Source organism: Streptomyces sp. NPDC048361 (assembly GCF_040651795.1).
Taxonomy (GTDB): domain Bacteria; phylum Actinomycetota; class Actinomycetes; order Streptomycetales; family Streptomycetaceae; genus Streptomyces.
In genome coordinates, this window is record NZ_JBEZKW010000001.1 from 48,812 (window position 1) to 72,336 (window position 23,525).

Here is a 23,525-nt window from a genome sequence, read left to right on the forward strand (position 1 = left end):
GTTCGCACTGCCCGTTCGCGTGTGACCCGCGCGTGTGACCCGCGCGTGTTGCTCACGCGGGCGGCCCGCTCGTCGGCGGGCCGCCGTGATCAGCCGTTGAGCGCCTTGTCGATGGCCGTCGCGTACGTCGCCGCGTCCATCGGGGCGTTGTCCGACTGGCCGTCGGTGATCTTCTTGCCGTCCATCTTCAGCGTGGGCGTGCCCTGGACGCCGCTGCTGTCGAACTTGTCCGACATGGTCAGCGCCCACTTGTCGTAGGTGCCGTCCTTCACGGCCTTCTGGAAGCCCGCGTTGCCCTTGAGGGCCGGGACGGTGCCCGCGATCGTGATCAGATAATTGCGGTCCTTGAACTTGTCCTCGGTCTCCTCGGGGTGGTACTTCGCCGAGTAGAGCGCCGACTTGTAGTCGAGGAACGCCTCGGGGCTGACGTTCAGTGCCGCGCCGAGCGCGCTCAGGGCGGTCTTCGAGCCGACGCCCGGGCTGCCCTTGTCGATGAACGTCGCGCCGATGAACTGGATCTTGTACTTGCCCGCGTCGACGTCCTTCTTGATCGTCGGGCCGACGGTCTGCTCGAACTGCGAGCAGATCGGGCAGCGCGGGTCCTCGTACATTTCGAGGGTCTTCTTGGCGTCCGCCTTGCCGATGACGACGGTCGTGCCGTCCTTGCCCGAGCTGTTGGCGGGCTTCACCAGCGTCTTGTCCTTGGCGGCCGTCCACGCGGAGGGCTTCATGGCCTCCTTGATCAGGTAGCCGGCACCGCCCATGACGGCGAGGGCGGCGACCACGGACACGGCCACGATGACCTGGCGGCGCGCCTTGGCCTTCTTCGCCTCGCGCTCGCGCTCCGCTCGCAGTCGGTCGCGGGCGGCAGCCTTGTTGGCCTGGCTGTTGCGGGAACTCATGATGTCTTTTCTCCGGATGGCAGGTGGGGATGGGGCGGGGGAGTGCGCTGCTGTGCTCAGACCGGGCCGAGCGACCAGCAGGGCGGTCCCCTTCCTGCCACGGAGTGCACCAGGAGCCGGGTGCGCGAGGGGCCGGGGCGGTGGTGCGCGGGCCGCGCGGGCCTGCGGGGGCCGCCGGTCACGGCGCGCACCACGGCGACCGCGACGAGCAGCGGCCGGAAGGTGCGGGCGCCGACCGTGCGCACCAGCCGGGCCAGCGCCGCCTCGCCGCGCCGCAGCCACAGGGCGGCGAGCATGCCGACGCCCAGATGGGCCCCGAGCAGCAGCCAGGGCACGGCGGGCCCGGGGTGGGTGAGCAGAGTGGCCGCGTTGGCCGGGGCGGGCACCGCCCCGAGCGTGCCGCCGCCGCACAGCACGTCGACGCCCACCGCGCGCAGGGCGCCCGCGACGGGGCCGCCCGCCGGGCCGTAACAGACGTGCTGGCCCGTGGTGAACAGGGTGTCGGCAGCCAGTTCGAGCGGGACCAGGGTCCCCGCGATCGCCCAGAACCCGCGCTCGCGGCCGGCCAGGGCGTATGCGATGACGAACACCGCGCAGCCGGCGCCCGCCACCAGGCAGAGCGGCAGTGCGACTCGTGAGAGCAGCACGTGGGACGCGGCGGAGAGCGTCACGACGAGCGCCGTGAAAAGCGCCGCGCGTGCCGCTCTGAGCTGCGTCCCGGATATGTCCATCGCGGGTGAGTGTGCCATGCCCTGCTGTATGCCGCCCCTAAGAGTTCGGTGAGACCGGCGGGCCCGGCGGGATACGGCCGTCGCGACCGGCCGCCGGGTCCCCGAACTCGCCTGCCGTGCCCCGGGTCACGGCTCCCGGGTCACAGCCCCGGGATGCGGCCGTTGCGGAACAGGTCGACGAAGATCTGGTGATCCGCACGGGCCCGCGCCCCGTAGGAGTGCGCGAACTCGACGAGCAGCTCAGCGAAGCCGTCCTCGTCGGCGGCGATCGCCGCGTCGATGGCGCGCTCCGTGGAGAAGGGCACCAGCTCGGAGTGGCCGCTCTCGTCGTCCGCCGCCGCGTGCATGGTGGCGGTGGCCCGGCCGAGGTCGGCGACGACCGCCGCGATCTCGTCCGGGTCGTCGATGTCCGACCAGTCGAGGTCCACCGCGTACGGCGAGACCTCGGCGACCAGCTGGCCCGCACCGTCCAGCTCGGTCCAGCCGAGCCAGGGATCGGCCGCGGCCTGCAACGCCCGCTGCGAGATCACCGTGCGGTGCCCCTCGTGCTGGAAGTAGCCGCGCACCGCCGGGTCCGTGATGTGCCGCGAGACGGCCGGGGTCTGCGCCTGCTTGATGTAGATCACCACATCGTTCTCCAGGGCGTCGCTGTGCCCTTCGAGCAGGATGTTGTACGAGGGAAGACCGGCCGAGCCGATCCCGATGCCGCGCCGCCCCACGACGTCCTTGACGCGGTAGGAGTCCGGGCGCACCAGGCTCTCCTCGGGCAGCGTCTCCAGATAGCCGTCGAAGGCCGCGAGCACCTTGTACCGGGTCGCCGCGTCCAGCTCGATCGAGCCGTCGTCCTCGGTGAACCGGCGCTCGTACTCCCGGATCTCGGTCATCGAGTCGAGCAGCGCGAACCGGGTCCGTGCGCGGGCGTCGCGCAGCGCGCCGAGCAGCGGGCCCTCCGCCGTGTCCAGGGTGAAGGGCGGGACCTCGTCCTCCTTGGCGCCCGAGGCGAGCGCGTGGATGCGGTCGCGGTAGGCGGCGGCGCAGACGCGCACCAGGGAGGTGATCTGCTCGTCGCCGAGCGCCTTGGTGTAGCCGATCAGCGCCAGCGAGGCCGCGAGCCGCTTCAGGTCCCAGGTGAAGGGGCCCACGTACGCCTCGTCGAAGTCGTTGACGTTGAAGATCAGCCGGCCGTTGGCGTCCATGTACGTGCCGAAGTTCTCGGCGTGCAGATCGCCGTGGATCCAGACCCGGCCGGTGCGCTCGTCCAGGTAGGGGCCGCCGTGCCGCTCCTTCTCCAGGTCGGAGTAGAACAGGCAGGCGGTGCCCCGGTAGAAGGCGAACGCGGAGCCGGCCATCTTGCGGAACTTGACCCGGAAGGCGGCCGGGTCGGCGGCCAGGAGCCGGCCGAACGCGGTCTCGAAAACGGCGAGTATCTCTTCGCCGCGGGTCTGCGCGCTGGGCTGCGGGGCCGACATCGCTGGGTGCCTCCTGGTGCGTACTGCCTGGATCACGTGCGGAACGGGGTGTGCTGCCCCTTCCAACGCGCGACCGTACCGCCAAGTGCCCGCACGCCGCGCGCTCCGTCACCGCCCGTCGCCGAGCGGTCTCGCGCGCCGGTTCCTCCTCGGTTGTCGGTCCGGCGACGTAGACTCCGAGGCTGTCCCACCCGCTTCGCCAACCCCCCTTGCCGCTGGAGGCCCCACCCGTGACTGGCACGTCCAAGACACCGTTCACGCACCTTCACGTCCACACCCAGTACTCGCTGCTGGACGGTGCCGCGCGGCTCAAGGACATGTTCGAGGCCTGCAACGAGATGGGCATGACGCACATCGCCATGTCCGACCACGGCAACCTGCACGGCGCCTACGACTTCTTCCATTCGGCGAAGAAGGCGGGCGTCACCCCGATCATCGGCATCGAGGCGTACGTCGCCCCCGAGTCGCGGCGCAACAAGCGCAAGATCCAGTGGGGCCAGCCGCACCAGAAGCGCGACGACGTGTCCGGTTCGGGTGGATACACGCATAAAACGATCTGGGCGGCGAACAAGACCGGTCTGCACAATCTCTTCCGTCTCTCCTCCGACGCCTACGCCGAGGGCTGGCTGCAGAAGTGGCCCCGGATGGACAAGGAGACGATCGCGCAGTGGTCGGAGGGGCTCATCGCCTCCACCGGCTGCCCCTCGGGCGAGGTCCAGACGCGGCTCAGGCTCGGCCAGTTCGACGAGGCGGTGAAGGCGGCCTCCGACTACAAGGACATCTTCGGCGAGGGCCGGTACTTCCTGGAGTTGATGGACCACGGCATCGAGATCGAACGCCGGGTCCGCGACGGTCTGTTGGAGATCGGCAAGAAGCTCGGCATCCCGCCGCTGGTCACCAACGACTCGCACTACACCTACGCCCACGAGGCGACCGCGCACGACGCGCTGCTGTGCATCCAGACCGGCAAGAACCTCTCGGACCCGGACCGCTTCCGCTTCGACGGCACGGGCTACTACCTCAAGTCCACCGACGAGATGTACGCCATCGACTCCTCGGACGCCTGGCAGCAGGGGTGCGCCAACACCCTGCTCGTCGCCGAGCAGATCGACACGAGCGGCATGTTCGAGGCGAAGAACCTCATGCCGAAGTTCGAGATCCCGGACGGCTACACCGAGGTCACCTGGTTCCAGGAGGAAGTCCGGGTCGGCATGGAGCGCCGCTATCCGGGAGGTGTCCCCGAAGACCGCCAGAAGCAGGCGGAGTACGAGATGGACATCATCATCCAGATGGGGTTCCCGGGATACTTCCTGGTCGTCGCCGACTTCATCATGTGGGCCAAGAACAACGGCATCGCGGTGGGCCCCGGCCGTGGTTCGGCGGCCGGTTCGATCGTCGCGTACGCGATGGGCATCACCGACCTCGACCCGATCACGCACGGCCTGATCTTCGAGCGGTTCCTCAACCCCGAGCGTGTCTCCATGCCCGATGTCGACATCGACTTCGACGAGCGCAGGCGCGTCGAGGTGATCCGGTATGTGACGGAGAAGTACGGCTCCGACAAGGTCGCCATGATCGGCACCTACGGAAAGATCAAGGCGAAGAACGCCATCAAGGACTCCGCGCGCGTCCTCGGCTACCCGTACGCGATGGGCGACCGCCTCACCAAGGCGATGCCCGCCGACGTCCTCGGCAAGGGCATCGACCTCTCCGGCATCACCGACCCCAAGCACCCGCGCTACAGCGAGGCCGGCGAGATCCGGGGGATGTACGAGAACGAGCCCGACGTCAAGAAGGTCATCGACACCGCCAAGGGCGTAGAGGGCCTGGTCCGGCAGATGGGCGTGCACGCGGCCGGCGTCATCATGTCCAGCGAGCCGATCGTCGACCACGCGCCGATCTGGGTCCGGCACACCGACGGCGTGACCATCACCCAGTGGGACTACCCGCAGTGCGAGTCGCTCGGCCTGCTGAAGATGGACTTCCTGGGCCTGCGCAACCTGACCATCATGGACGACGCCGTCAAGATGGTGAAGGCCAACAAGGGCGTCGACCTGGAGATGCTCTCGCTCCCGCTCGACGACCCCAAGACCTTCGAACTGCTCTGCCGCGGTGACACCCTCGGCGTCTTCCAGTTCGACGGCGGCCCCATGCGCTCGCTGCTGCGCCAGATGCAGCCCGACAACTTCGAGGACATTTCCGCCGTCTCGGCCCTGTACCGGCCGGGCCCGATGGGCATGAACTCGCACACGAACTACGCCGAGCGCAAGAACGGCCGCCAGGAGATCACCCCGATCCACCCGGAGCTGGAGGAGCCGCTCAAGGAGACCCTGGGCCTCACCTACGGCCTCATCGTCTACCAGGAGCAGGTCCAGAAGGCCGCCCAGATCATCGCCGGCTACTCGCTGGGCGAGGCCGACATCCTGCGCCGTGTGATGGGCAAGAAGAAGCCCGAGGAGCTGGCGAAGAACTTCGTCCTTTTCCAGGGCGGCGCCAAGAAGAAGGGCTACTCGGACGCGGCGATCCAGGCCCTGTGGGACGTGCTGGTCCCGTTCGCCGGATACGCGTTCAACAAGGCGCACTCCTCGGCGTACGGCCTGGTCACCTACTGGACCGCCTACCTCAAGGCCAACTACCCGGCCGAGTACATGGCGGCGCTGCTCACCTCGGTCAAGGACGACAAGGACAAGTCGGCCGTCTACCTCAACGAGTGCCGGCGCATGGGCATCAAGGTGCTGCCGCCCAACGTCAACGAGTCGGTGCACAACTTCGCCGCCCAGGGTGACGACGTGATCCTCTTCGGCCTCGAAGCGGTCCGCAACGTCGGCACCAACGTGGTGGAGTCGATCATCCGGTCGCGCAAGACCAAGGGGAAGTTCAGCTCCTTCCCCGACTACCTCGACAAGGTCGAGGTGGTCGCCTGCAACAAGCGCACCACGGAATCGCTCATCAAAGCGGGCGCCTTCGACACCATGGGCCACACCCGCAAGGGCCTCACCGCACAGTTCGAGCCCATGATCGACAATGTGGTGCAGGTCAAGCGCAAGGAGGCCGAGGGACAGTTCGACCTCTTCGGCGGCATGGACGAGGACAACGCCGAGCCGGGCTTCGGGCTCGACGTCGAGTTCGGCGACGTGGAGTGGGAGAAGTCGTACCTGCTGGCCCAGGAGCGCGAGATGCTCGGCCTGTACGTCTCCGACCACCCGCTCTTCGGCCTGGAGCACGTCCTGTCCGACAAGGCCGACGCGGGCATCGGCCAGCTGACCGGCGGTGACTATTCGGACGGCTCGATCGTCACCATCGGCGGCATCATCTCGGGCCTCCAGCGCAAGATGACCAAGCAGGGCAACGCCTGGGCGATCGCCACCGTCGAGGACCTGGCCGGCTCCATCGAGTGCATGTTCTTCCCGGCCACCTACCAACTGGTGTCGACGCAGCTGGTCGAGGACGCCGTGGTGTTCGTCAAGGGCCGCCTCGACAAGCGCGAGGACATCCCGCGGCTGGTCGCGATGGAGCTGATGGTCCCCGACCTCTCGTCGGCGGGCACCAACGCCCCGGTCGTCCTGACCATCCCGACCGTCAAGGTCACCCCGCCGATGGTCAGCAGGCTCGGCGAGATCCTGGGCCACCACCGGGGCAACACCGAGGTGCGGATCAAGCTCCAGGGCCCGCGCTCGACGACCGTGCTCCGGCTCGACCGGCACCGGGTCCAGGCCGATCCGGCCCTCTTCGGTGACCTGAAGGTGCTGCTCGGCCCGTCCTGTCTGGCCGGCTGAGCCCCGGCGCACCGCAGGCAGCTCCGCATGCACGAGAATGGGACGCACCCCTCGGGGCGCGTCCCCTTCCCGTACGCGGACAGGTCAGTTGTGACCGAAGCGCCGCTGGTGCTTACGGGCAACATCCGCCGGGCTGCCCTGGCCCTGCGACTGCGGCATGGCCTGCGATTCGAAGGCAGTGGACTTGGACTCCTCGTGACCGCGCTCGGCGGCGGTGGAGCGGTCCTGCTGACTGCCCGACTTGCGGTTCTTGTTCTTGGCCATGGTGCTGCCTCCTGTGGGGGACTCGGGGCCAGGGCCGCTGCCAGACTCACACAAAAGGACAAAGGTCGCATTTCGGATCATTACCGTGCGTGACGGAGGGGTGACGCTCCAATCCGCCACGCCGATGATCGAGTTCCGGTGCTCAACCCCCGCACGGTCGGGCAGACTCGAAGGAAACCCGAAGTTCGTTCGCTGATCCCCCGCACCCCGCTCCAGAATTCTTTTTCTTCGGCTTTTCCGTTCCCGAAAGAGGGTGGAACGCATGGACCGCTGCGTCGTCCTGGTGGACGCCGGCTACCTGCTCGGTGCCGCCGCGAGTCTGCTCGCCGGAGAACCGGCCCGTTCCCGCATCACCGTCGACCACGCCGCCCTGATCCAGGGGCTGCGCGAGCGCGCCGAGGCCGATACCCAGCAACCGCTCCTGCGTATCTACTGGTTCGACGGCGCCCCCGACCGGGTCCCGCAGCCCGAGCACCGTCGGCTGCGCGTGATGCCCAGGGTGACGGTCCGCCTCGGCGCCCTGACCCGCAGCGACGGCCGCTGGGCGCAGAAGGGCGTGGACGCGGCGATGCACGCCGAGCTGACCGAACTCGCCCGCAACCGCGCCTGCTCCGACGTGGTCCTGGTGACCGGCGACGGCGATCTGCTGCCGGGCCTGATGTCCGCCAAGGAACACGGCGTCGCCGTACACCTGTGGGCCGTGCAGGCCGCCGACGGCGACTACAACCAGTCCGAGGACCTCGTCGCCGAGGCCGATGAGCGCCGGGTCCTCGACCGTGCCTGGATCACTCGCGCGGTCCGCGCCAGGGACCTCACCGGCATCTGCGCCCCCGCCCCCGCTCCCCGCCCCGAGATCGCCGCGATCCTCTCCGCCCCGCTGCCCGAATCGGCGCTCGCCGCCTCCGCCGAGCGGGCCGCCGAAGCCCAGGCCGCCGCCGGGCGCAACGGGGTGGCGACGCCCGCCGACGCGCCCGGCGAGAACGGCGCCGCGGTGCCCACCCCGGGCGGCGCCAAGGGCGTACCGACGCCGAAGGACCTGGCTTCGCTGCGCGGCCCCGGCAGCGCCCCCGCAGCCCCCGCGCCCGCCTCCGCTACCCTGCGCTGGTCCTCCGACAAGGGCTGGGTGGAGCGGCCCGGCTCCGCACTCGGCGAATCCCCCGAGACGGCCTCCCTGCCCACGCTCGCCCAGCTCACCAGCGCCGAGCAGCGCTGGGCCGACCGCGAAGAGGACATCACCACCGTCGGCGGCGACCCCTACGAAGTGGGCCAGGTCTTCGCGCGCCGCTGGATGGAACGGCTCCCCGAGCCCACCCACGTGCAGAAGCTGTCCACCATGTACCCGCGCATCCCGCACCGCATCGACGGTGAACTCCTGCGCTACGCCGCCCGGTTCGGCCTCCTCGCGCACAAGGACGACCAGATCGACGAGCACGACCGGTACGCGATCCGGGCCGGGTTCTGGCGCGAGATCGACGTACGGGCGGCCGCCGAGCGCCAGCCCGCCGGCGAGTAGCCCGCACCACCGGGGCGGTTCGGGGCCGCCCCCGGGGCAGGGCCGGTCCCTGGACCCCTTAGGCTCGTTCTCCGTGAGTACCGGCACAGCAGCGGCACGGGCCGGCACCGTTTGCACGGTGCGGGGCCTGGTCAAGACGTACCCCGCGGCCCGGGGCGGCCGAGGTGCGCCCGGTACGCCCGAGGTCCGGGCCACCGACGGGATCAGCCTGGATGTGCGGCGCGGCGAGATCTTCGGCCTGCTCGGCCCCAACGGCGCCGGAAAATCCACCCTCGTACGCCAGCTGACCGGATTGATGCGGCCCGACGCCGGCTCGGTCGACGTGCTCGGCCACGACCTGGTCCGCCACCCCGAACGCGCGGCCCGCCTCATCGCCTACCTCGGCCAGGAGTCCACCGCCCTGGACGAGCTGACCGTCGCGCTCGCCGCCGAGACCACCGGCCGGCTGCGCGGGCTCACCCTGCGCGAGGCCCGCGCCGAACGCGACGCCGTCCTCGCCGAGCTGGGCCTCGACGAGATCGCCGGACGCCCGCTCAAGAAGCTCTCCGGCGGCCAGCGGCGCCTGGCCTGTTTCGCCGCCGCCCTCGTCGGCGAGCGCCCCGTCCTCGTCCTCGACGAGCCCACCACCGGCATGGACCCGGTGGCCCGGCGCGCCGTGTGGGCGGCCGTCGACCGGCGCCGGGCCGAACGCGGCGCCACCGTCGTCCTCGTCACCCACAACGTCATCGAGGCGGAGACCGTGCTCGACCGGGTCGCCGTCATCGAACGCGGCAAGGTCATCGCCTGCGACACCCCGGCCGGGCTCAAGGCCCGCGTCGCCGACGAGGTGCGGGTCGAGCTGGTGTGGCGCGACCGCGCCCCCGTCGAGGTCCCCGAGGTCGCGGCGCTGCGCGCATCCGCCCAGGAGTCCGGCCGGCGCTGGACGCTGCGGCTCACTCCCGAGCGGGCCCGCGCCGCCGTCGCCACCGTCACCGGCGGCCCCGCCTTCGCCGCCCTCGACGACTTCACCCTGGCCACGCCGAGCCTGGAAGACGTCTACCTCGCCCTCGGCGGCCGCACGGAAGGGCTGGTGAAGGCGTGAGCGCCATTCCTCTGGAGAGCACCGTCGAGACGGTCGGCGGCCGCGCCCCGGCCAGCGGTACCGCCGAGCGCCCCGAGTCCGTCGACGCCGCCCCGCTCGCGCCCCGCGCCCGGCTCTTCCCGGCGCTCGCCGCCGTCTACCGCGCCCAGCTCTCACGGGCCCGGGTCTCCCGCATCCCGCTCCTGTTCGTCGCCACCTTCCAGTCCGTCGGCATCATGATCCTCATGCGGGGTGTCGTGGACGGTGGCAGCGAGGCCCGCGCGGTGGTCGCCGGATCGAGCGTGCTCGTCGTCGCCTTCGTCGCGCTCAACCTGCTCGCCCAGTACTTCGGCCGGCTGCGCGCCGACGGCGGCCTCGACCACTACGCGACGCTGCCCGTGCCGCCCGCCTCCGTGGTCCTCGGCACCGCCGCCGCGTACGCCTCCTTCACCGTGCCCGGCACCGCCGTCACCGCCGTTTTCGGCTGCCTCCTGTTCGGCCTCCCGATGGGGCACCTGTGGATCCTGGCCGCGGTGATCCCGCTCGCCGGAGCCGCTCTCTCCGGACTCGGCGCGGCCCTCGGGCTTCTCGCGCCCCGCCAGGAACTCGCCACGCTCTTCGGCCAGTTGGGCATGTCGGCGGCGCTGCTGCTCGGCGTCCTGCCGGCCGGCCGGCTGCCTGGGCCCATCGCGTACGCCCGTGACCTGCTGCCCTCCACCTACGGCGTGGAGGCCTTCGCGCACAGCTTCGACGCCCACCCCGACTGGGGTCTGGTCGGGCTCGACCTCGGGGTGTGCGCAGCCGTCGGCGTCGTCTCGCTCGCCGTGGCGGCGTGGGCCTACCGCCGGGCAGCGGTCCGGTGAGGCGGCGCACAGACACGCCTGGCACGATGTCAGGGTGACCGCACCTCTGACACCGCCCCATCAGCAGCCCCCGGGCGACGACCCGTGGCAGACGCCCGCCGGGGGAGCCCACCTCGGAACCGTCGAGGAGGCGCCCACCATGAAGAAGGACGTGCGGGACGCGGTGATCGTCGCCGTCGCGGTGACGGTGGCCGGGGTGGCGCTCGGGCTGCTGTGGCTGTGGCTCGCGCCGAGGGTGCCGCTCATCGCCGACGACAAGGCCGTCTTCCTCAAGGATACCGAGGGGGAGGAGGCGATCGGCGGAGACGGAACGTTCATCCTGATCGCGCTCGGACTTGGCGCGCTGAGCGCCGCCGCGGTCTTCCTGTTCCGCCGCACGGGCGGGATCGCCCTGGTCGCCGGGCTCGCCGTCGGCAGCCTGCTCGGCTCCGTCCTGGCCTGGCGCCTGGGCATCTGGCTCGGGCCCAACCAGGACGTGGTGGCCGCGGCGAAGGCGGCCGGCAAGGGCGTCACCTTCGACGCCCCGCTCAAGCTCGACGCCAAGGGCGCGCTGCTCGCCTGGCCGATCGCCGCGATGGCCGTCCATCTGGGCCTCACGGCCCTGTTCGCGCCCCGCGACCCCGAACCGGCATGGCAGGTCCCCCCGCTGGACGCGGACCCGCAGGGCCCGGGCTCCTCAGGACTCTGAGAGCCCCTGCACGCGGCCGGCCCGCTGAAGCGCTGCACGCGGCCGGCCGGGCAGCCCCCGAGAGCCCCTTGCCAGCCCCCTGTCGAAATCCCCTACCCGCGCCCGATCGGCGCGAGCAGCGCCCCCGTGAGGGCCGCAAGGTCCGCGGGGGACAGCTCGACCTCCAGGCCGCGCCGGCCCGCCGAGACACAGATCGTGGCGTGCGCGGAGGCCGAGTCGTCCAGGACCGTACGGAGCTTCTTGCGCTGGCCGAGCGGCGAGATGCCGCCGCGTACGTAACCCGTGGTGCGCTCGGCGGCCGCAGGGTCGGCCATCGCGGCCCGCTTGCCGCCGACCGCCGAGGCGAGCGCCTTGAGATCGAGCGAGCCCGCGACCGGGACCACCGCCACCGTCAGCTCGCCGTCCACGTCGGCGACCAGCGTCTTGAACACCCGCTCCGCGCTCACCCCGAGCGCCTGCGCCGCCTCCTCGCCGTACGAGGCGGAAGCCGGGTCGTGCTCATAGGCGTGCACGGTGAACGCGGTGCCCGCGGCCGTCAGGGCCACCGTCGCCGGGGTGCCCGCGCTCTGCTGCTTCTTCTTGGCCAAGGCGGCCCTCCCCTGGGTCAGTTGGCGCTCGGTCAGTTGGGGCTGGTCGGGGTGCGCGTCAGGTCCACCGCGGGCAGCGAGGGCAGATGGCGGATGACCGCGGTCTCCGCGCGCAGCAGCTGGAGTTCCTCGCGCAGCCGGGTCGCGGTGTCGGGCGCCTGGAGCAGGCGCTGCTTGGCCGGGACGTCGAGCACCGCGGCCGCGGCGACCAGGAAGGACACCACCGACGGCTCGTCGGGCAGGTCGGCAGTGCCGGCGAGCGAGCGCTCACGGGCGCCCGCGAGCCGCTTCTGGTACGAGCGGAACGCCCGCAGGACGCCCTCGGCGAGCGCGCCCGCCTCCTCGCCCGGCTCCTCGGGCACCTCCTCGTACTCGGCCGTCAGATACGGCCCGCTCGCGTCGACCGACAGGATGCGGATGCGGGTCGTGCCGGTGGCCAGCACCTCGAAGCTGCCGTCGGAGCGCTCCCGGATGGTGGCCGCGTCCGCGATGCAGCCCACCCGGTGGAAGGCCTGGATCGGGTCGGCGCCGAAGCCGGCCGCGGGGCCCTTGTCGGCCTGGGCGGTCTGGTCGGGAAGCCCGGGGGCGGTCGGGGCGACCTCCCGCCCGTCCCGGATCGCCACGACGGCGAAGCGGCGCGGCTCGTCGCCGGCCGCGCCCTCGGGCCCGGGGAGGCCGGATGCGTCGGTGCCGGTCTTCAGCAGATCGCGCATCATGGCGCGATAGCGCTCCTCGAAGATGTTCAGCGGCAGGACGAGCCCGGGGAACAGGACCGAGTTGAGCGGGAAGAGGGGGAGGCGTGCGGTGGTCACAACGCTCAAGCGTAATGGCCGTCGGACCGGGCGCGTCCGGGCTTCTGCCGCTCCCGCCCCCATGGCATGCCCGCGGCGACCTCACAGCGCACGAACTCGCGCAGTTCCAGGAACTGGCCCAGCGGATCCGCGGCCAGATGCAGCCAGGGGAAAGACGTCGCATACGGCCCGATACGCCGGAATTCCTCCAGCGTCTCCGGCCAGCGCCTGCGGACGACGAGGACGTAGGCGAGCAGATTGCGCACCTCGGCCGGCCACGGGTCGCCCGGCTCGTAGGCGGCGGACAGCTCGATGCCGAGGTCGGCCGCCGCGTCGATCCGCTCGTACGGAACGCTGTGCCCGCCGCCCCCCACCATGTACGCGAAGGCGGCCCGGGCCGGCAGCGCGCGGATCAGGGAGCCCGGCAGCGAGTCCTCGGCGGCCCGCTCGGCGAAGTCGAAGCACTCGCGGTGCGAGCCGTACCACTGGGCCGAGAGGTACTGGAGCGCCGCCACATGACAGCCGTAGTGGTGCGAGGAACGCCGTATGGCCTCGCCCCACAACTCCTCGAAGACCGTGTGCGAGGCATGGGTGCCGCGGGCGTGGTCGAGGGCGATCCGCCACGGCACCGGGTCGGCGGGGTCGCCGTCGGCCGCCGAGAGGATCAGGGGCGCGATGTCGCGCAGCCGCTCGGCGCGCGCGGGCGAGCCCCACGCCTCGACGATCGCCAGCTCCGCCTTCACGAGCAGCGCGTCCGGGTCGCGGGGCGCGGCGGCCAGCCAGTCGGCGAGCCACTCCGGTCTGTTCACCGCGAACGCCGCGAGCCGCACCGTGTAGCGGTCGCGGTTCTCCCACTCGGCCAGCTCCCGGGTGGTGGCGAGGAGCTTCGCCGCCGCCTCGTACCCACCGAGCGCGGCGGAGACCAGTGCGGGGGCGAGCCGGGCGTCAGGTGCGTCGAGCAGCACATCCTGGCCGTCGAAGAGCCCGGCCGCGGGAAGGCCGTGGGGCCGCCCCGGCTCGAAGGGAGCCGAAAGCTTGGTCACGTGCCTGGCCCGCCGTGCGGTGCGGATCAGCGCGGATACGAAAGTCATGGTGTGGACCATTGAAATCCGCAGGTGGGGGTGGCGCCAGGGGGCCACTGTGAAGCTTTCGTATCGGTGGTGAGGGTTGTACGACGCGGGGTCAAGGCCCGGCAAATTCAGCCACCTCGCGCCCCACGGGGAACGGGTGAAGACCTCGGGCACAGCCCGCGAAAACGCCGCGGACGGGGACTGGTCGCCCTCGTCCGCCCCAGCTCCCGCACGGCTCCGGGCTCACCTGCGCCGCAGCAGCCGCGAGGCGCCCGCCGCCACGGTCGTCGCCAGAATCCAGCCAAGCAGGATCAGCAGGGTGGCCGCCCACTGCCAGGCCCCGGAGAGCCGCCAGTAGCCGTCCTGGCCCAGGTTGACCACCGGGATGAGCAGATCCAGGGCGTAGAGCGCCGCGTTCCAGTCGGGGTGTTCGTCGGCCTTGATCGGCCGGGGGTCGTAGTGCGAGAAGGCGAGGGTGCCGGCCGCCCACAGGACCGCCATCCACAGCGCGGCCCGGCCCGGCCGGTAGCCGTACGCCACCGTCAGGTCCTGGAGCACGCCCCATGCCTTCCCGGCCAGCGGCAGCGTCTCGCGGCGCCTGCGCTGCTTGGCGAGCAGCACCTCGCGGGCGTCCGCGTCCTCGCCGCTGCCCCGCAGCACGCCCGCGAGCCGCTCATAGGGCTCGGGCCCGTACTCCGGCGTCGCCGCGGTCACCCACTCCAGGCGCTGGGCCAGCGTGAACGTGCCGATCGGGATGAGGTTCTCGTAGGCGAAGCCGTTCATGGTGAGGTGGCCGGGCCCCGGCCAGCTGTCCGCCATGTCGACCAGGTTGACGACCCGCGCCCCGGAGAGCACCACCTTGCCGCGCTCGGCGCGCTGCCCGGTGAAGCGCAGCTCCGGAGTCTGGATGCGGCGCAGCGACAGTTCCTGCGCGTCGCTCAGCACGATGCGGGACTGCGCCAGGTCCACGGCGTCCCCGAACCGCCCGTCGTCCAGGCGGAGCCCGCCCCGGCATTCGAACGGCTGAATAAGGGTGCCCCGCACCGGCGTGTTGGTGTAGTTCGTTCCGTACGACGAGCCGTAGGGCGTCCCGTACGGCGGGGTGGTGCCCGCCTCGTTGCCGCTGGGATAGACGGCCGCGGAGGTCAGGTACAGGGTGCGCTCGACGGTCAACTGGGGCGCGTTGAGCGCCCGCCCGCCGTCCGGGTTGATCAGCCTGCTGCCGCGCAGGCTCAGCGTCACCCCGACCTTCGCGGCGCGCAGACTCACCTCGCCGTACGACTCGATGAGGTCGGCCTGGAGGTCCTGGGCGACCAGGAGCCCGTCCGCCGCGATCGAGCGGCCGTTGCGGTCGGCGTGCACCACGGCCTGGCTGAGCAGCAGGTCGGTGCCGATGTGCGCGTCGGTCAGGCGGATGCCGCCCGCGATCCGGCAGCGCGCCAGATGAAGGTCGCCCTCGGTGGTCAGCCGGGCCGCCTCGACCCGGGGAAGCGCGCAGCTCACCATGCGTACGGTGGTGAAGTGGGCCTCGGGCAGCAGGAGTTCGTTCTCGAACCGGCAGTTGTTCAGCTCCACGTACGGGGTGATCCTGCCGCCCGACAGATTGAGCGTGCCGGTGATCTGCACCCCGGTGAGCTTGAGCGCGGCGACCCGGCCCGGCAGCGCGGGCGGCCCGCTCAGCAGGAGCAGCGCCACGACCCTGGCCCGCACACTGCGCCCGGGACCCCAGGGGCGTACCGCGAACGGGTCGTCACGGACCGGGTTGCGGGTGCGCAGATCGTACGTACTGCCGTTGCGGAAGGCCTGCCACATGCCCAGCTCCGCCGGGCTGAGCCAGTCCGGTGCCTCCCCGAGATCGGGCGCTTCGGTCAATGCCGTCCCCCTCGCCGTCCACCCTGACAGGAGGAACGCTAGTGGCCGGGGGTGACAGCGGGTGACGCCCGTGGCGCGTATCAGCCACTGATACAGGCGTCCAGTCCACTGGAGCGGTCTGAGAGAATTGAATACGTGATCTCCCGAATCGATCTGCGCGGCACCACCCTCCCCGAGGGTGGCGCCCTGCGCGACCTGCTGCCCCGTGCCGAGTTCGACGTGGAAGCCGCCCTGGACAAGGTGCGGCCCATCTGCGAGGACGTGCACCATCGTGGCACGGCGGCGCTGATCGAGTACGCGGAGAAGTTCGACGGTGTGCGCCTCGATCGGGTGCGAGTGCCGGCCGAGGCGCTCAAGGAAGCCCTCGCCGAGCTCGACCCGCGGGTCAGGGCCGCCCTGGAGGAGTCCATCCGGCGCGCCAGGATCGTCCACGGGGAGCAGCGCCGCGCTCCCCACACCACCCAGGTGGTGCCCGGTGGTTCCGTGACCGAGAAGTGGGTGCCGGTCGAGCGCGTGGGCCTGTACGCGCCGGGCGGCCGCTCGGTCTACCCGTCCTCCGTGATCATGAATGTGGTCCCGGCCCAGGAGGCCGGGGTCGGCTCGATCGCGCTCGCCTCCCCGCCGCAGGCCGACTTCGACGGCTTGCCGCACCCCACGATTCTGGCGGCCTGTGCGCTGCTCGGCGTCGACGAGGTGTACGCGGTGGGCGGCGCCCAGGCCGTCGCGATGTTCGCGTACGGCACCGAGGGTCCGGACGGGTGCGCCCCGGCCAACATGGTCACGGGCCCCGGCAACATCTGGGTCGCTGCCGCCAAGCGGTACTTCACCGGACGCATCGGCATCGACACCGAGGCCGGACCGACCGAGATCGCCGTCCTCGCCGACGACACCGCCGACCCGGTGCACGTCGCCGCCGACCTGATCAGCCAGGCGGAGCACGACCCGCTGGCGGCCGCCGTCCTGGTCACCGACTCCCTCGCGCTCGCCGAAGCCGTCGAGAAGGAGCTGGAGCCGCAGGTCGCCGCGACCAAGCACATCGAGGACCGGGTCAAGCCCGCCCTCGCCGGGCGCCAGTCCGCGATCGTCCTCGTCGACTCCCTGGAGGACGGCCTCAAGGTCGTCGACGCGTACGGCGCCGAGCACCTGGAGATCCAGACCGCCGACGCCGCCGCCGTGGCCGACCGGGTCACCAACGCCGGCGCGATCTTCGTCGGACCCTGGGCCCCGGTCTCGCTCGGCGACTACTGCGCGGGCTCCAACCACGTGCTGCCCACCGGCGGCTGCGCCTGCCACTCCTCGGGCCTGTCCGTGCAGTCCTTCCTGCGCGGCATCCACATCGTCGACTACACCCGCGACGCGCTCGCCGAGGTCACCCACCACGTGGTGACCCTCGCCGAGGCCGAGGACCTGCCCGCGCACGGCGCGGCCCTGAAGGCCCGCTTCGGATGGAAGGTGCCGAGCGCATGACCGACACCGACCGCACGACGAAGGCCGACCGCATGGCGAACGCCGACCGCGTGACGAACGCCGACCGCGTGACTGGCATCGACGACCTCCCCGTACGCGACGAGCTGCGCGGCAAGTCCCCATACGGCGCGCCCCAGTTGGACACCCCCGTCCAGCTGAACACCAACGAGAACCCGTACCCGCTGCCCGAGCCGCTCGTCGCGCGGATCGCGGAGCGGGTCGCCGAGGCGGCCCGGGGCCTCAACCGCTACCCGGACCGCGACGCGGTGGAGCTGCGCACCGAACTGGCGCGCTACCTCACCCGCACCGGCAAGCACCCGGTCGCCACCGGGAACGTGTGGGCGGCCAACGGCTCCAACGAGGTCATCCAGCAGCTGCTCCAGACCTTCGGCGGCCCCGGCCGCACCGCGATCGGTTTCGAGCCCTCGTACTCGATGCACGCCCTGATCGCCCGGGGCACCGGCACCGGCTGGATCTCGGGACCGCGCAACGAGGACTTCACCATCGACCTCGCCGCGGCCGAGCAGGCCATCGCCGAGCACACCCCGGACGTCGTCTTCATCACCTCGCCCAACAACCCGACCGGCACCGCGGTCGCCGCCGAGACGGTCCTCGCGCTGTACGAGACGGCCCAGGCGGCGAAGCCGTCGATGGTGATCGTGGACGAGGCGTACGTGGAGTTCAGCCACCGCGACTCGCTGCTCCCGCTCATCGAGGGCCGCCCGAACCTGGTGGTCTCGCGGACCATGTCCAAGGCGTTCGGCGCCGCCGGGCTGCGCCTCGGCTACCTCGCCGCGCACCCCGCGGTGGTCGACGCCGTGCAGCTCGTGCGGCTGCCGTACCACCTGTCGGCGGTCACCCAGGCGACCGCGCTCGCGGCCCTGGAGCACACGGACACGCTGCTCGGCTACGTCGAGCAGCTGAAGGCCGAGCGGGACCGGCTCGTCACCGAGCTGCGCGCGATCGGCTACGAGGTGACCGAGTCGGACGCCAACTTCGTCCAGTTCGGCCGCTTCGACGACAGCCACACCGCGTGGCAGCGGATCCTCGACCGGGGTGTCCTGGTCCGGGACAACGGAGTGCCGGGATGGCTGCGGGTCACCGCGGGCACCCCGGCCGAGAACGACGCGTTCCTCGACGCGGTCCGTCAACTCAAGAAGGAGCAGAGCGCATGAGCCGCGTTGGCAGGGTGGAACGCACCACCAAGGAGACGTCCGTCCTCGTCGAGATCGACCTCGACGGCAGCGGAAAGGTCGATGTGGCGACCGGGGTCGGCTTCTACGACCACATGCTCGACCAGCTCGGCCGCCACGGCCTGTTCGACCTCACGGTCAAGACCGACGGCGACCTGCACATCGACACCCACCACACCATCGAGGACACCGCGCTCGCGCTCGGCGCCGCCTTCAAGCAGGCCCTTGGCGACAAGGTCGGCATCTACCGGTTCGGCAACTGCACCGTGCCGCTCGACGAGTCGCTCGCCCAGGTGACCGTCGACCTGTCGGGCCGCCCCTACCTCGTGCACACCGAGCCCGAGAACATGGCGCCGATGATCGGTGAGTACGACACCACCATGACCCGGCACATCTTCGAGTCCTTCGTGGCCCAGGCGCAGGTCGCGCTGCACATTCACGTACCGTACGGACGCAACGCGCACCACATCGTGGAGTGCCAGTTCAAGGCGCTCGCCCGGGCTCTGCGCTATGCCTCCGAGCGTGACCCGCGCGCTGCCGGAATCCTTCCTTCCACCAAGGGTGCTCTGTAACGCATGACCGGTCTCAACACCATCCTGATCGTGCTCGGCCTCTTCCTGATCGGCGGAATCATCTCCTTCGTCAAGCAGGGGATGCCGAAGAGCCTGATCGTGGTCCTGTCCTTCGGCGCCGTGATGTGCCTGGCCGCCGGCATCCTGCGACTGGACGTCTGGTCATGAGCGCACCCGCCAGGAAGGTCGTCGTCTTCGACTACGGGTTCGGCAACGTCCGCTCCGCCGAGCGGGCCCTGGCCCACGTCGGCGCGGACGTGGAGATCACCCGCGACTACGACCGGGCGATGAACGCCGACGGGCTGCTCGTGCCCGGCGTCGGTGCCTTCTCCGCCTGCATGCAGGGGCTGCGCGACGCCCGCGGCGACTGGATCGTGGGCCGCAGGCTCTCCGGCGGCCGCCCGGTCATGGGCATCTGCGTCGGCATGCAGATCCTCTTCGAGCGCGGCATCGAGCACGGCGTCGAGACCGAGGGCCTCGACGAGTGGCCCGGCGTCGTCGAGCCGCTGAACGCGCCGGTCGTGCCGCACATGGGCTGGAACACCGTCAAGTCGCCCGAGGACAGCGAGCTCTTCGCCGGCCTGGACGCCGAGGCCCGTTTCTACTTCGTGCACTCCTACGCCGTACGCGACTGGAGCCTCGAAGTGACCAACCCCAAGATCCGTGCTCCCAGGGTCAGTTGGGCCACCCACGGCGAGCCGTTCGTGGCCGCGGTGGAGAACGGCGCCCTGTGGGCCACCCAGTTCCACCCCGAGAAGTCCGGCGACGCCGGAGCCCAGCTGCTCACCAACTGGATCGGAACCCTGTGATGGCCCCCACGCTCGAACTCCTCCCCGCCGTCGACGTCCGCGACGGCCAGGCCGTACGCCTCGTCCACGGCGAGTCCGGCTCCGAGACGTCCTACGGCTCGCCCCTCCAGGCGGCCCTCGCCTGGCAGCGCTCCGGCGCCGAGTGGCTCCACCTGGTCGACCTGGACGCGGCGTTCGGCACCGGTGACAATCGCGCGCTGATCGCCGAGGTCGCCGGGAGCCTCGCGGGTGACGGCATCAAGGTCGAGCTGTCCGGCGGCATCCGTGACGACGCCTCCCTGGCGGCCGCCCTCGCCACCGGCTGCACCCGCGTCAACCTCGGCACCGCGGCGCTTGAGACCCCCGAGTGGGTCGCCAAGGTCATCGCCGAGCACGGCGACCAGATCGCGGTCGGCCTCGACGTGCGCGGCACCACGCTGCGCGGCCGCGGCTGGACCCGCGACGGCGGCGACCTGTACGAGACCCTGGCCCGCCTGGACGCCGAGGGCTGCGCGCGGTACGTCGTCACCGACATCGCCAAGGACGGCACGCTGACCGGCCCCAACCTGGAGCTCCTGAGGAACGTCTGCGCGGCCACCGACAAGCCGGTCGTGGCCTCCGGCGGTGTCTCCTCCCTGGACGACCTGCGCGCGATCTCCGAGCTGGTCCCGCTCGGGGTCGAGGGCGCGATCGTCGGCAAGGCCCTGTACGCGAAGGCCTTCACGCTGGAAGAGGCGCTCAAGGCGGTGGCGGCATGAGCGACGAGCTCCGCAGGACCTCCTCCGGCGACGCCTTCGACGAGCGCTTCGGCTCCTCGCGCGTCGTGGAGCTCCCGGGCGGCCTCGTCCTGGTCGGCGGCTGCACGTCGACGGTCAACGGCCGCATCGACGACTCCGGCCCCTACCAGCAGGCGGTCACCGCGTTCGGCGTCGCCATCAAGGCGCTGGAGTCCGTGGGGCTCGGCCGCCAGGACGTGGTGCGCACCCGGATGTACATCTCCCACGCCCGCGACGTCGACGAGGTGGGCCGCGCCCACAAGGAACTCTTCCACGACGTACGACCCGCCACCACGATGCTGATCGTGTCGGGCTTCGTCGACCCGAGCCTGGTCGTCGAGGTCGAGGTCGAGGCGTACCGGGCAGGTGCGGCCGCATGACGCTCGCGGTACGCGTGATCCCCTGCCTGGACGTGGACAACGGCCGCGTCGTCAAGGGCGTCAACTTCCAGAACCTGCGCGACGCCGGCGACCCGGTCGAGATGGCCAAGCTGTACGACGCCGAGGGCGCGGACGAGCTGACGTTCCTGGACATCACGGCGTCCTCGGGCAACCGCGAGACCACCTACGACGTGGTGCGGCGCACGGCGGAGCAGGTCTTCATCCCGCTCACCGTCGGCGGCGGCGTCCGCAGCGCCGACGACGTGGACAAGCTGCTCCGGGCGGGCGCGGACAAGGTGGGGGTGAACACGGCCGCCATCGCACGCCCCGACCTGATCCGCGAGATCGCCGAACGCTTCGGCCGCCAGGTGCTCGTCCTCTCGGTCGACGCCCGCCGCACGGAGTCCGGCTCCTTCGAGGTCACGACGCACGGCGGCCGCAAGGGCACCGGCATCGACGCCGTCGAATGGGCGCACCGCGCGGCCGAGTTGGGGGCGGGCGAGATCCTGCTCAACTCGATGGACGCGGACGGCACGAAGGACGGCTACGACACCGAGATGATCGCGGCGGTCCGCCGCCACGTCACGGTCCCGGTGATCGCCTCGGGCGGCGCGGGCCGCCTGGACCACTTCCCGCCGGCCATCGAGGCAGGCGCGGACGCGGTCCTGGCCGCGTCGGTCTTCCACTTCGGCGACCTGCGCATCGCGGAGGTCAAGAACACCCTGAGAGAAGCGGGCCACCCAGTCCGCTGACCCGGCACCGACTCGCGGACAAGGGCCCGGAGCGACGCTCCGGGCCCTTGTTCATCCGAGGATGCACAGCTTTTATTGCGCAAATATAGTTGCGCAACTTTTCTTTCCTGTCTACGGTGAGTCACATGGCAGACAAGGGCATCCGCAGGATCACCGACGTCGACACGCTCAAGGCGTTCGGCCACCCCTTGCGTATGCGGCTCTACCGCGCGCTCTACATCGCCCGCACGGCCACCGCCTCCCAGTTGGCCGACCAGGTCGACGAGGCGGTCTCCCTCGTCAGCTATCACCTGCGCAAGCTCGCGGATCATGGCCTCATCGAGGAGGCCGAGCCCCAGGGCAGCGACGGGCGCGAGCGGTGGTGGCAATTGGCGTCGGAGAGAATCAGCTACCGCCACGAGGACTTCAGGGACGCCCCCGAGAAGTTGGCGGCCCACACCTCCGTCACCCGTCTCCTGGTCGAGCAGCGCATGGACCTCTACCGCGCCTACCTCGACGAGATGTCCGCCTGGAGCACCGAGTGGACCGGCGCCTCGTTCAGCAGCGAGCACTCCCTCCGCCTGACCCCGGCCGAACTCGCCTATCTTGAGGGTGAGTTGGACGCCGTACTCAAGAAGTACAAGGAGCGCGGCGACGCCGCGACGGCGGACGGCGACACCGAGGATCGCGACAACGTCTCGGTCCACCTGTACGGCTTCCCCTTCCGCGTCTGAGGCTCCGAGAGGTTCGCCGTGACCACCCCCACCCTCATACCGCCCGCGCCTGCCCCCGCCCGCCCGGCCCACCGCGACGGCAACGTCCTGCGCTGGCTCGCCGCGTATACCTTCTCGCTCGTCGGCGACAGCGTGTACTACATGGCGCTGGCCTGGGCCGCCGCCCGCTCGGGGAGCGCCGGGCAGGCCGGACTGGTGCTCGCCGTCGGCGCCGTGCCCAGGGCGTTGCTCATGCTGGGCGGGGGAGTGATCGCCGACCGGTTCGGGCCGCGCCGGGTCGTCATCGGCAGCGACGCCCTGCGCAGCGTGATCATCCTGGGGATGGCCGGGGCGCTGCTCGTCACCGGGTCACACCTGTGGCTCCTGATCGTGCTCGCCCTGGTCTTCGGCGCCGTGGACGCGGTGCTGCTCCCCGCGCTCGGCGCGCTGCCGCCCAGGATCACCGGGCCCGGCGAGCTCGCCAGGGTGCAGGGGCTCAAGGGTCTCGCCTCGCGGGTCGCCAATATCGGCGGGGCGCCCATCGGCGGGCTCGCCGTGGCCCTCGGCGGCACCGCGGCCACCTTCGCGGTGGCCGGCGTCTTGTTCGCCGTCTCGACCGCGCTGCTCGTACGGGTCCGTATCGCCCGGCTGGACGGCGAGGGACAGAAGACGAAGGACCGGGCGCTGCGCGAACTCTCCGACGGGCTGCGCTACATCCGCGGCCACCGGCTGCTCGCCCCTCTGATGCTGGTCATCGCCGTCGGTGAACTGGGCTTCGCGGCCCCGCTCAACATCGGCCTGGCGCTGCTCGCGAAGGAGCGGGCCTGGGGCGCGTCCGGCATGGGCTGGATCGTGGCGGCGTTCGGCGCGGGCGCGGGGGCCGCGTCCCTGCTGCTCTCCGTGCGCGGCCGCGTCCCGCGTGCCGGGCTCGTCCTGCCGCTGGCCCTGCTCGGCGGCACCACGGCCATCGCGGGCCTCGCGTACGCCCCCTCGGTCGTCTTCGCCGCCGTCGCCGGAGTCGTCATCGGTCTGCTCGCCGGGCTGAGCGGCGCCCTGTGCGGAGCGCTGATGCAGACCGCCACGGAGCCGGCCTATCTGGGTCGGGTCACCGCGGTGGCCTCCCTGTTCACGATGGGCATCGCGCCACTCGGCTACCCTCTGGCGGGCGCCGCGATCGGCGCCTGGGGCACCGGGCCGGTCTTCCTGGCCAGCGCGGGCGTCTGCGCGTCGGGCGCGCTGATCGGCCTGGCCTCACGCCACCTGCGCCGCGCGGAACTCCCGAGCTGAGCGCCCGGACCCGGCGGAGCCGGGGCCCGCGC

General features: G+C 71.4%; 23 protein-coding genes. 15 read left to right on the forward strand and 8 right to left on the reverse strand.

Annotation, left to right across the window (positions count from 1 at the left end; genetic code table 11):
• Positions 1–89 precede the first annotated feature (89 nt).
• From AB0D31_RS00220 to AB0D31_RS00230, 3 genes are all read right to left on the reverse strand, one after another.
• Positions 90–902 carry a thioredoxin domain-containing protein gene (locus AB0D31_RS00220; protein ID WP_362714758.1) on the reverse strand — a complete coding sequence of 271 codons (813 nt, stop codon included), beginning with the start codon at positions 900–902 and terminating at the stop codon, positions 90–92.
• Positions 903–958: 56 nt separating this feature from the next.
• The gene (locus tag AB0D31_RS00225; protein ID WP_362715221.1) at positions 959–1,633 is read right to left on the reverse strand and encodes a hypothetical protein; all 675 of its coding nucleotides are present in this window, start codon (positions 1,631–1,633) and stop codon (positions 959–961) included.
• Positions 1,634–1,773: 140 nt separating this feature from the next.
• The gene (locus AB0D31_RS00230) at positions 1,774–3,102 is read right to left on the reverse strand and encodes a DUF2252 domain-containing protein (RefSeq protein WP_362714761.1); all 1,329 of its coding nucleotides are present in this window, start codon (positions 3,100–3,102) and stop codon (positions 1,774–1,776) included.
• A 230-nt stretch (positions 3,103–3,332) separates the two neighbouring features.
• On the opposite strand from AB0D31_RS00230, the gene dnaE reads away from it, so the two are divergent.
• Positions 3,333–6,878, forward strand: coding sequence for a DNA polymerase III subunit alpha (gene dnaE, locus AB0D31_RS00235; protein WP_362714764.1), 3,546 nt, complete (start codon positions 3,333–3,335; stop codon positions 6,876–6,878).
• Positions 6,879–6,962: 84 nt separating this feature from the next.
• On the opposite strand, the gene AB0D31_RS00240 is transcribed toward dnaE, so the two are convergent.
• Positions 6,963–7,142, reverse strand: a complete 180-nt coding sequence (locus AB0D31_RS00240) for a hypothetical protein (protein WP_362714766.1) — start codon at positions 7,140–7,142, stop codon at positions 6,963–6,965.
• A 262-nt stretch (positions 7,143–7,404) separates the two neighbouring features.
• Here AB0D31_RS00240 and AB0D31_RS00245 point away from each other — a divergent pair, with 262 nt between their 5' ends.
• The 4 genes from AB0D31_RS00245 (at position 7,405) to AB0D31_RS00260 (ending at position 11,266) form a co-directional block, all read left to right on the forward strand.
• Positions 7,405–8,655, forward strand: a complete 1,251-nt coding sequence (locus AB0D31_RS00245) for an NYN domain-containing protein (protein WP_362714769.1) — start codon at positions 7,405–7,407, stop codon at positions 8,653–8,655.
• A gap of 73 nt (positions 8,656–8,728) precedes the next feature.
• Positions 8,729–9,736 carry an ABC transporter ATP-binding protein gene (locus AB0D31_RS00250; protein WP_362714772.1) on the forward strand — a complete coding sequence of 336 codons (1,008 nt, stop codon included), beginning with the start codon at positions 8,729–8,731 and terminating at the stop codon, positions 9,734–9,736.
• Positions 9,733–10,578, forward strand: a complete 846-nt coding sequence (locus AB0D31_RS00255; RefSeq protein ID WP_362714774.1) for an ABC transporter permease — start codon at positions 9,733–9,735, stop codon at positions 10,576–10,578. The genes AB0D31_RS00250 and AB0D31_RS00255 overlap by 4 nt, the downstream gene beginning before the upstream one ends.
• Positions 10,579–10,612: 34 nt before the next feature.
• On the forward strand, positions 10,613–11,266 hold the full coding sequence (locus AB0D31_RS00260) for a hypothetical protein (RefSeq protein ID WP_362714777.1): 654 nt from the start codon (positions 10,613–10,615) through the stop codon (positions 11,264–11,266).
• A 92-nt stretch (positions 11,267–11,358) separates the two neighbouring features.
• Here AB0D31_RS00260 and ybaK read toward each other — a convergent pair whose 3' ends face one another.
• The 4 genes from ybaK to AB0D31_RS00280 all read right to left on the reverse strand — a co-directional run bounded on the left by ybaK (position 11,359) and on the right by AB0D31_RS00280 (position 15,586).
• The gene (gene ybaK / locus AB0D31_RS00265) at positions 11,359–11,853 is read right to left on the reverse strand and encodes a Cys-tRNA(Pro) deacylase (protein WP_362714779.1); all 495 of its coding nucleotides are present in this window, start codon (positions 11,851–11,853) and stop codon (positions 11,359–11,361) included.
• 32 nt (positions 11,854–11,885) lie between these two features.
• On the reverse strand, positions 11,886–12,665 hold the full coding sequence (locus tag AB0D31_RS00270; protein ID WP_362714781.1) for an LON peptidase substrate-binding domain-containing protein: 780 nt from the start codon (positions 12,663–12,665) through the stop codon (positions 11,886–11,888).
• Between the two features lie 5 nt (positions 12,666–12,670).
• Complete coding sequence (locus AB0D31_RS00275; RefSeq protein WP_362714784.1) at positions 12,671–13,747, reverse strand: hypothetical protein; 1,077 nt, start codon at positions 13,745–13,747, stop codon at positions 12,671–12,673.
• A 210-nt stretch (positions 13,748–13,957) separates the two neighbouring features.
• Entirely contained in the window at positions 13,958–15,586 is a 1,629-nt protein-coding gene (locus tag AB0D31_RS00280) for an oxidoreductase (protein ID WP_362714786.1), read from the reverse strand.
• Positions 15,587–15,721: 135 nt separating this feature from the next.
• Here AB0D31_RS00280 and hisD point away from each other — a divergent pair, with 135 nt between their 5' ends.
• The 10 genes from hisD to AB0D31_RS00330 all read left to right on the forward strand — a co-directional run bounded on the left by hisD (position 15,722) and on the right by AB0D31_RS00330 (position 23,493).
• Positions 15,722–17,053, forward strand: a complete 1,332-nt coding sequence (hisD, locus tag AB0D31_RS00285; RefSeq protein WP_362714789.1) for a histidinol dehydrogenase — start codon at positions 15,722–15,724, stop codon at positions 17,051–17,053.
• Positions 17,054–17,085: 32 nt separating this feature from the next.
• A complete protein-coding gene (locus tag AB0D31_RS00290; RefSeq protein WP_362715224.1) occupies positions 17,086–18,228 on the forward strand; it encodes a histidinol-phosphate transaminase in 1,143 nt (380 codons plus the stop codon).
• Complete coding sequence (hisB, locus tag AB0D31_RS00295; protein WP_362714792.1) at positions 18,225–18,818, forward strand: imidazoleglycerol-phosphate dehydratase HisB; 594 nt, start codon at positions 18,225–18,227, stop codon at positions 18,816–18,818. Before AB0D31_RS00290 ends, hisB begins: the two co-directional genes overlap by 4 nt.
• A gap of 3 nt (positions 18,819–18,821) precedes the next feature.
• Entirely contained in the window at positions 18,822–18,986 is a 165-nt protein-coding gene (locus AB0D31_RS00300) for a hypothetical protein (RefSeq protein ID WP_362714794.1), read from the forward strand.
• Positions 18,983–19,627, forward strand: coding sequence for an imidazole glycerol phosphate synthase subunit HisH (gene hisH, locus AB0D31_RS00305; protein WP_362714797.1), 645 nt, complete (start codon positions 18,983–18,985; stop codon positions 19,625–19,627). Before AB0D31_RS00300 ends, hisH begins: the two co-directional genes overlap by 4 nt.
• Positions 19,627–20,364, forward strand: coding sequence for a bifunctional 1-(5-phosphoribosyl)-5-((5-phosphoribosylamino)methylideneamino)imidazole-4-carboxamide isomerase/phosphoribosylanthranilate isomerase PriA (priA, locus tag AB0D31_RS00310; protein ID WP_362714800.1), 738 nt, complete (start codon positions 19,627–19,629; stop codon positions 20,362–20,364). The genes hisH and priA overlap by 1 nt, the downstream gene beginning before the upstream one ends.
• Complete coding sequence (locus tag AB0D31_RS00315; RefSeq protein ID WP_362714802.1) at positions 20,361–20,762, forward strand: Rid family hydrolase; 402 nt, start codon at positions 20,361–20,363, stop codon at positions 20,760–20,762. Before priA ends, AB0D31_RS00315 begins: the two co-directional genes overlap by 4 nt.
• Entirely contained in the window at positions 20,759–21,514 is a 756-nt protein-coding gene (gene hisF / locus AB0D31_RS00320) for an imidazole glycerol phosphate synthase subunit HisF (RefSeq protein ID WP_362714805.1), read from the forward strand. The genes AB0D31_RS00315 and hisF overlap by 4 nt, the downstream gene beginning before the upstream one ends.
• Before the next feature lie 125 nt (positions 21,515–21,639).
• Positions 21,640–22,227, forward strand: a complete 588-nt coding sequence (locus AB0D31_RS00325) for a helix-turn-helix domain-containing protein (protein WP_362714808.1) — start codon at positions 21,640–21,642, stop codon at positions 22,225–22,227.
• Between the two features lie 18 nt (positions 22,228–22,245).
• Positions 22,246–23,493, forward strand: coding sequence for an MFS transporter (locus AB0D31_RS00330; protein WP_362714811.1), 1,248 nt, complete (start codon positions 22,246–22,248; stop codon positions 23,491–23,493).
• The last annotated feature ends 32 nt before the right edge of the window (positions 23,494–23,525 follow it).

Coding starts and splice junctions, on each gene's coding strand:
- AB0D31_RS00220 (WP_362714758.1), bottom strand. CDS start 902: ATGAGTTCCCGCAACAGCCAGGCCAACAAGGCTGCCGCCCGCGACCGA.
- AB0D31_RS00225 (WP_362715221.1), bottom strand. CDS start 1,633: ATGGACATATCCGGGACGCAGCTCAGAGCGGCACGCGCGGCGCTTTTC.
- AB0D31_RS00230 (WP_362714761.1), bottom strand. CDS start 3,102: ATGTCGGCCCCGCAGCCCAGCGCGCAGACCCGCGGCGAAGAGATACTC.
- AB0D31_RS00240 (WP_362714766.1), bottom strand. CDS start 7,142: ATGGCCAAGAACAAGAACCGCAAGTCGGGCAGTCAGCAGGACCGCTCC.
- AB0D31_RS00245 (WP_362714769.1), top strand. CDS start 7,405: ATGGACCGCTGCGTCGTCCTGGTGGACGCCGGCTACCTGCTCGGTGCC.
- AB0D31_RS00275 (WP_362714784.1), bottom strand. CDS start 13,747: ATGGTCCACACCATGACTTTCGTATCCGCGCTGATCCGCACCGCACGG.
- AB0D31_RS00290 (WP_362715224.1), top strand. CDS start 17,086: ATGGCGAACGCCGACCGCGTGACGAACGCCGACCGCGTGACTGGCATC.
- hisB (WP_362714792.1), top strand. CDS start 18,225: ATGAGCCGCGTTGGCAGGGTGGAACGCACCACCAAGGAGACGTCCGTC.
- AB0D31_RS00300 (WP_362714794.1), top strand. CDS start 18,822: ATGACCGGTCTCAACACCATCCTGATCGTGCTCGGCCTCTTCCTGATC.
- hisH (WP_362714797.1), top strand. CDS start 18,983: ATGAGCGCACCCGCCAGGAAGGTCGTCGTCTTCGACTACGGGTTCGGC.
- priA (WP_362714800.1), top strand. CDS start 19,627: ATGGCCCCCACGCTCGAACTCCTCCCCGCCGTCGACGTCCGCGACGGC.
- AB0D31_RS00315 (WP_362714802.1), top strand. CDS start 20,361: ATGAGCGACGAGCTCCGCAGGACCTCCTCCGGCGACGCCTTCGACGAG.
- hisF (WP_362714805.1), top strand. CDS start 20,759: ATGACGCTCGCGGTACGCGTGATCCCCTGCCTGGACGTGGACAACGGC.
- AB0D31_RS00325 (WP_362714808.1), top strand. CDS start 21,640: ATGGCAGACAAGGGCATCCGCAGGATCACCGACGTCGACACGCTCAAG.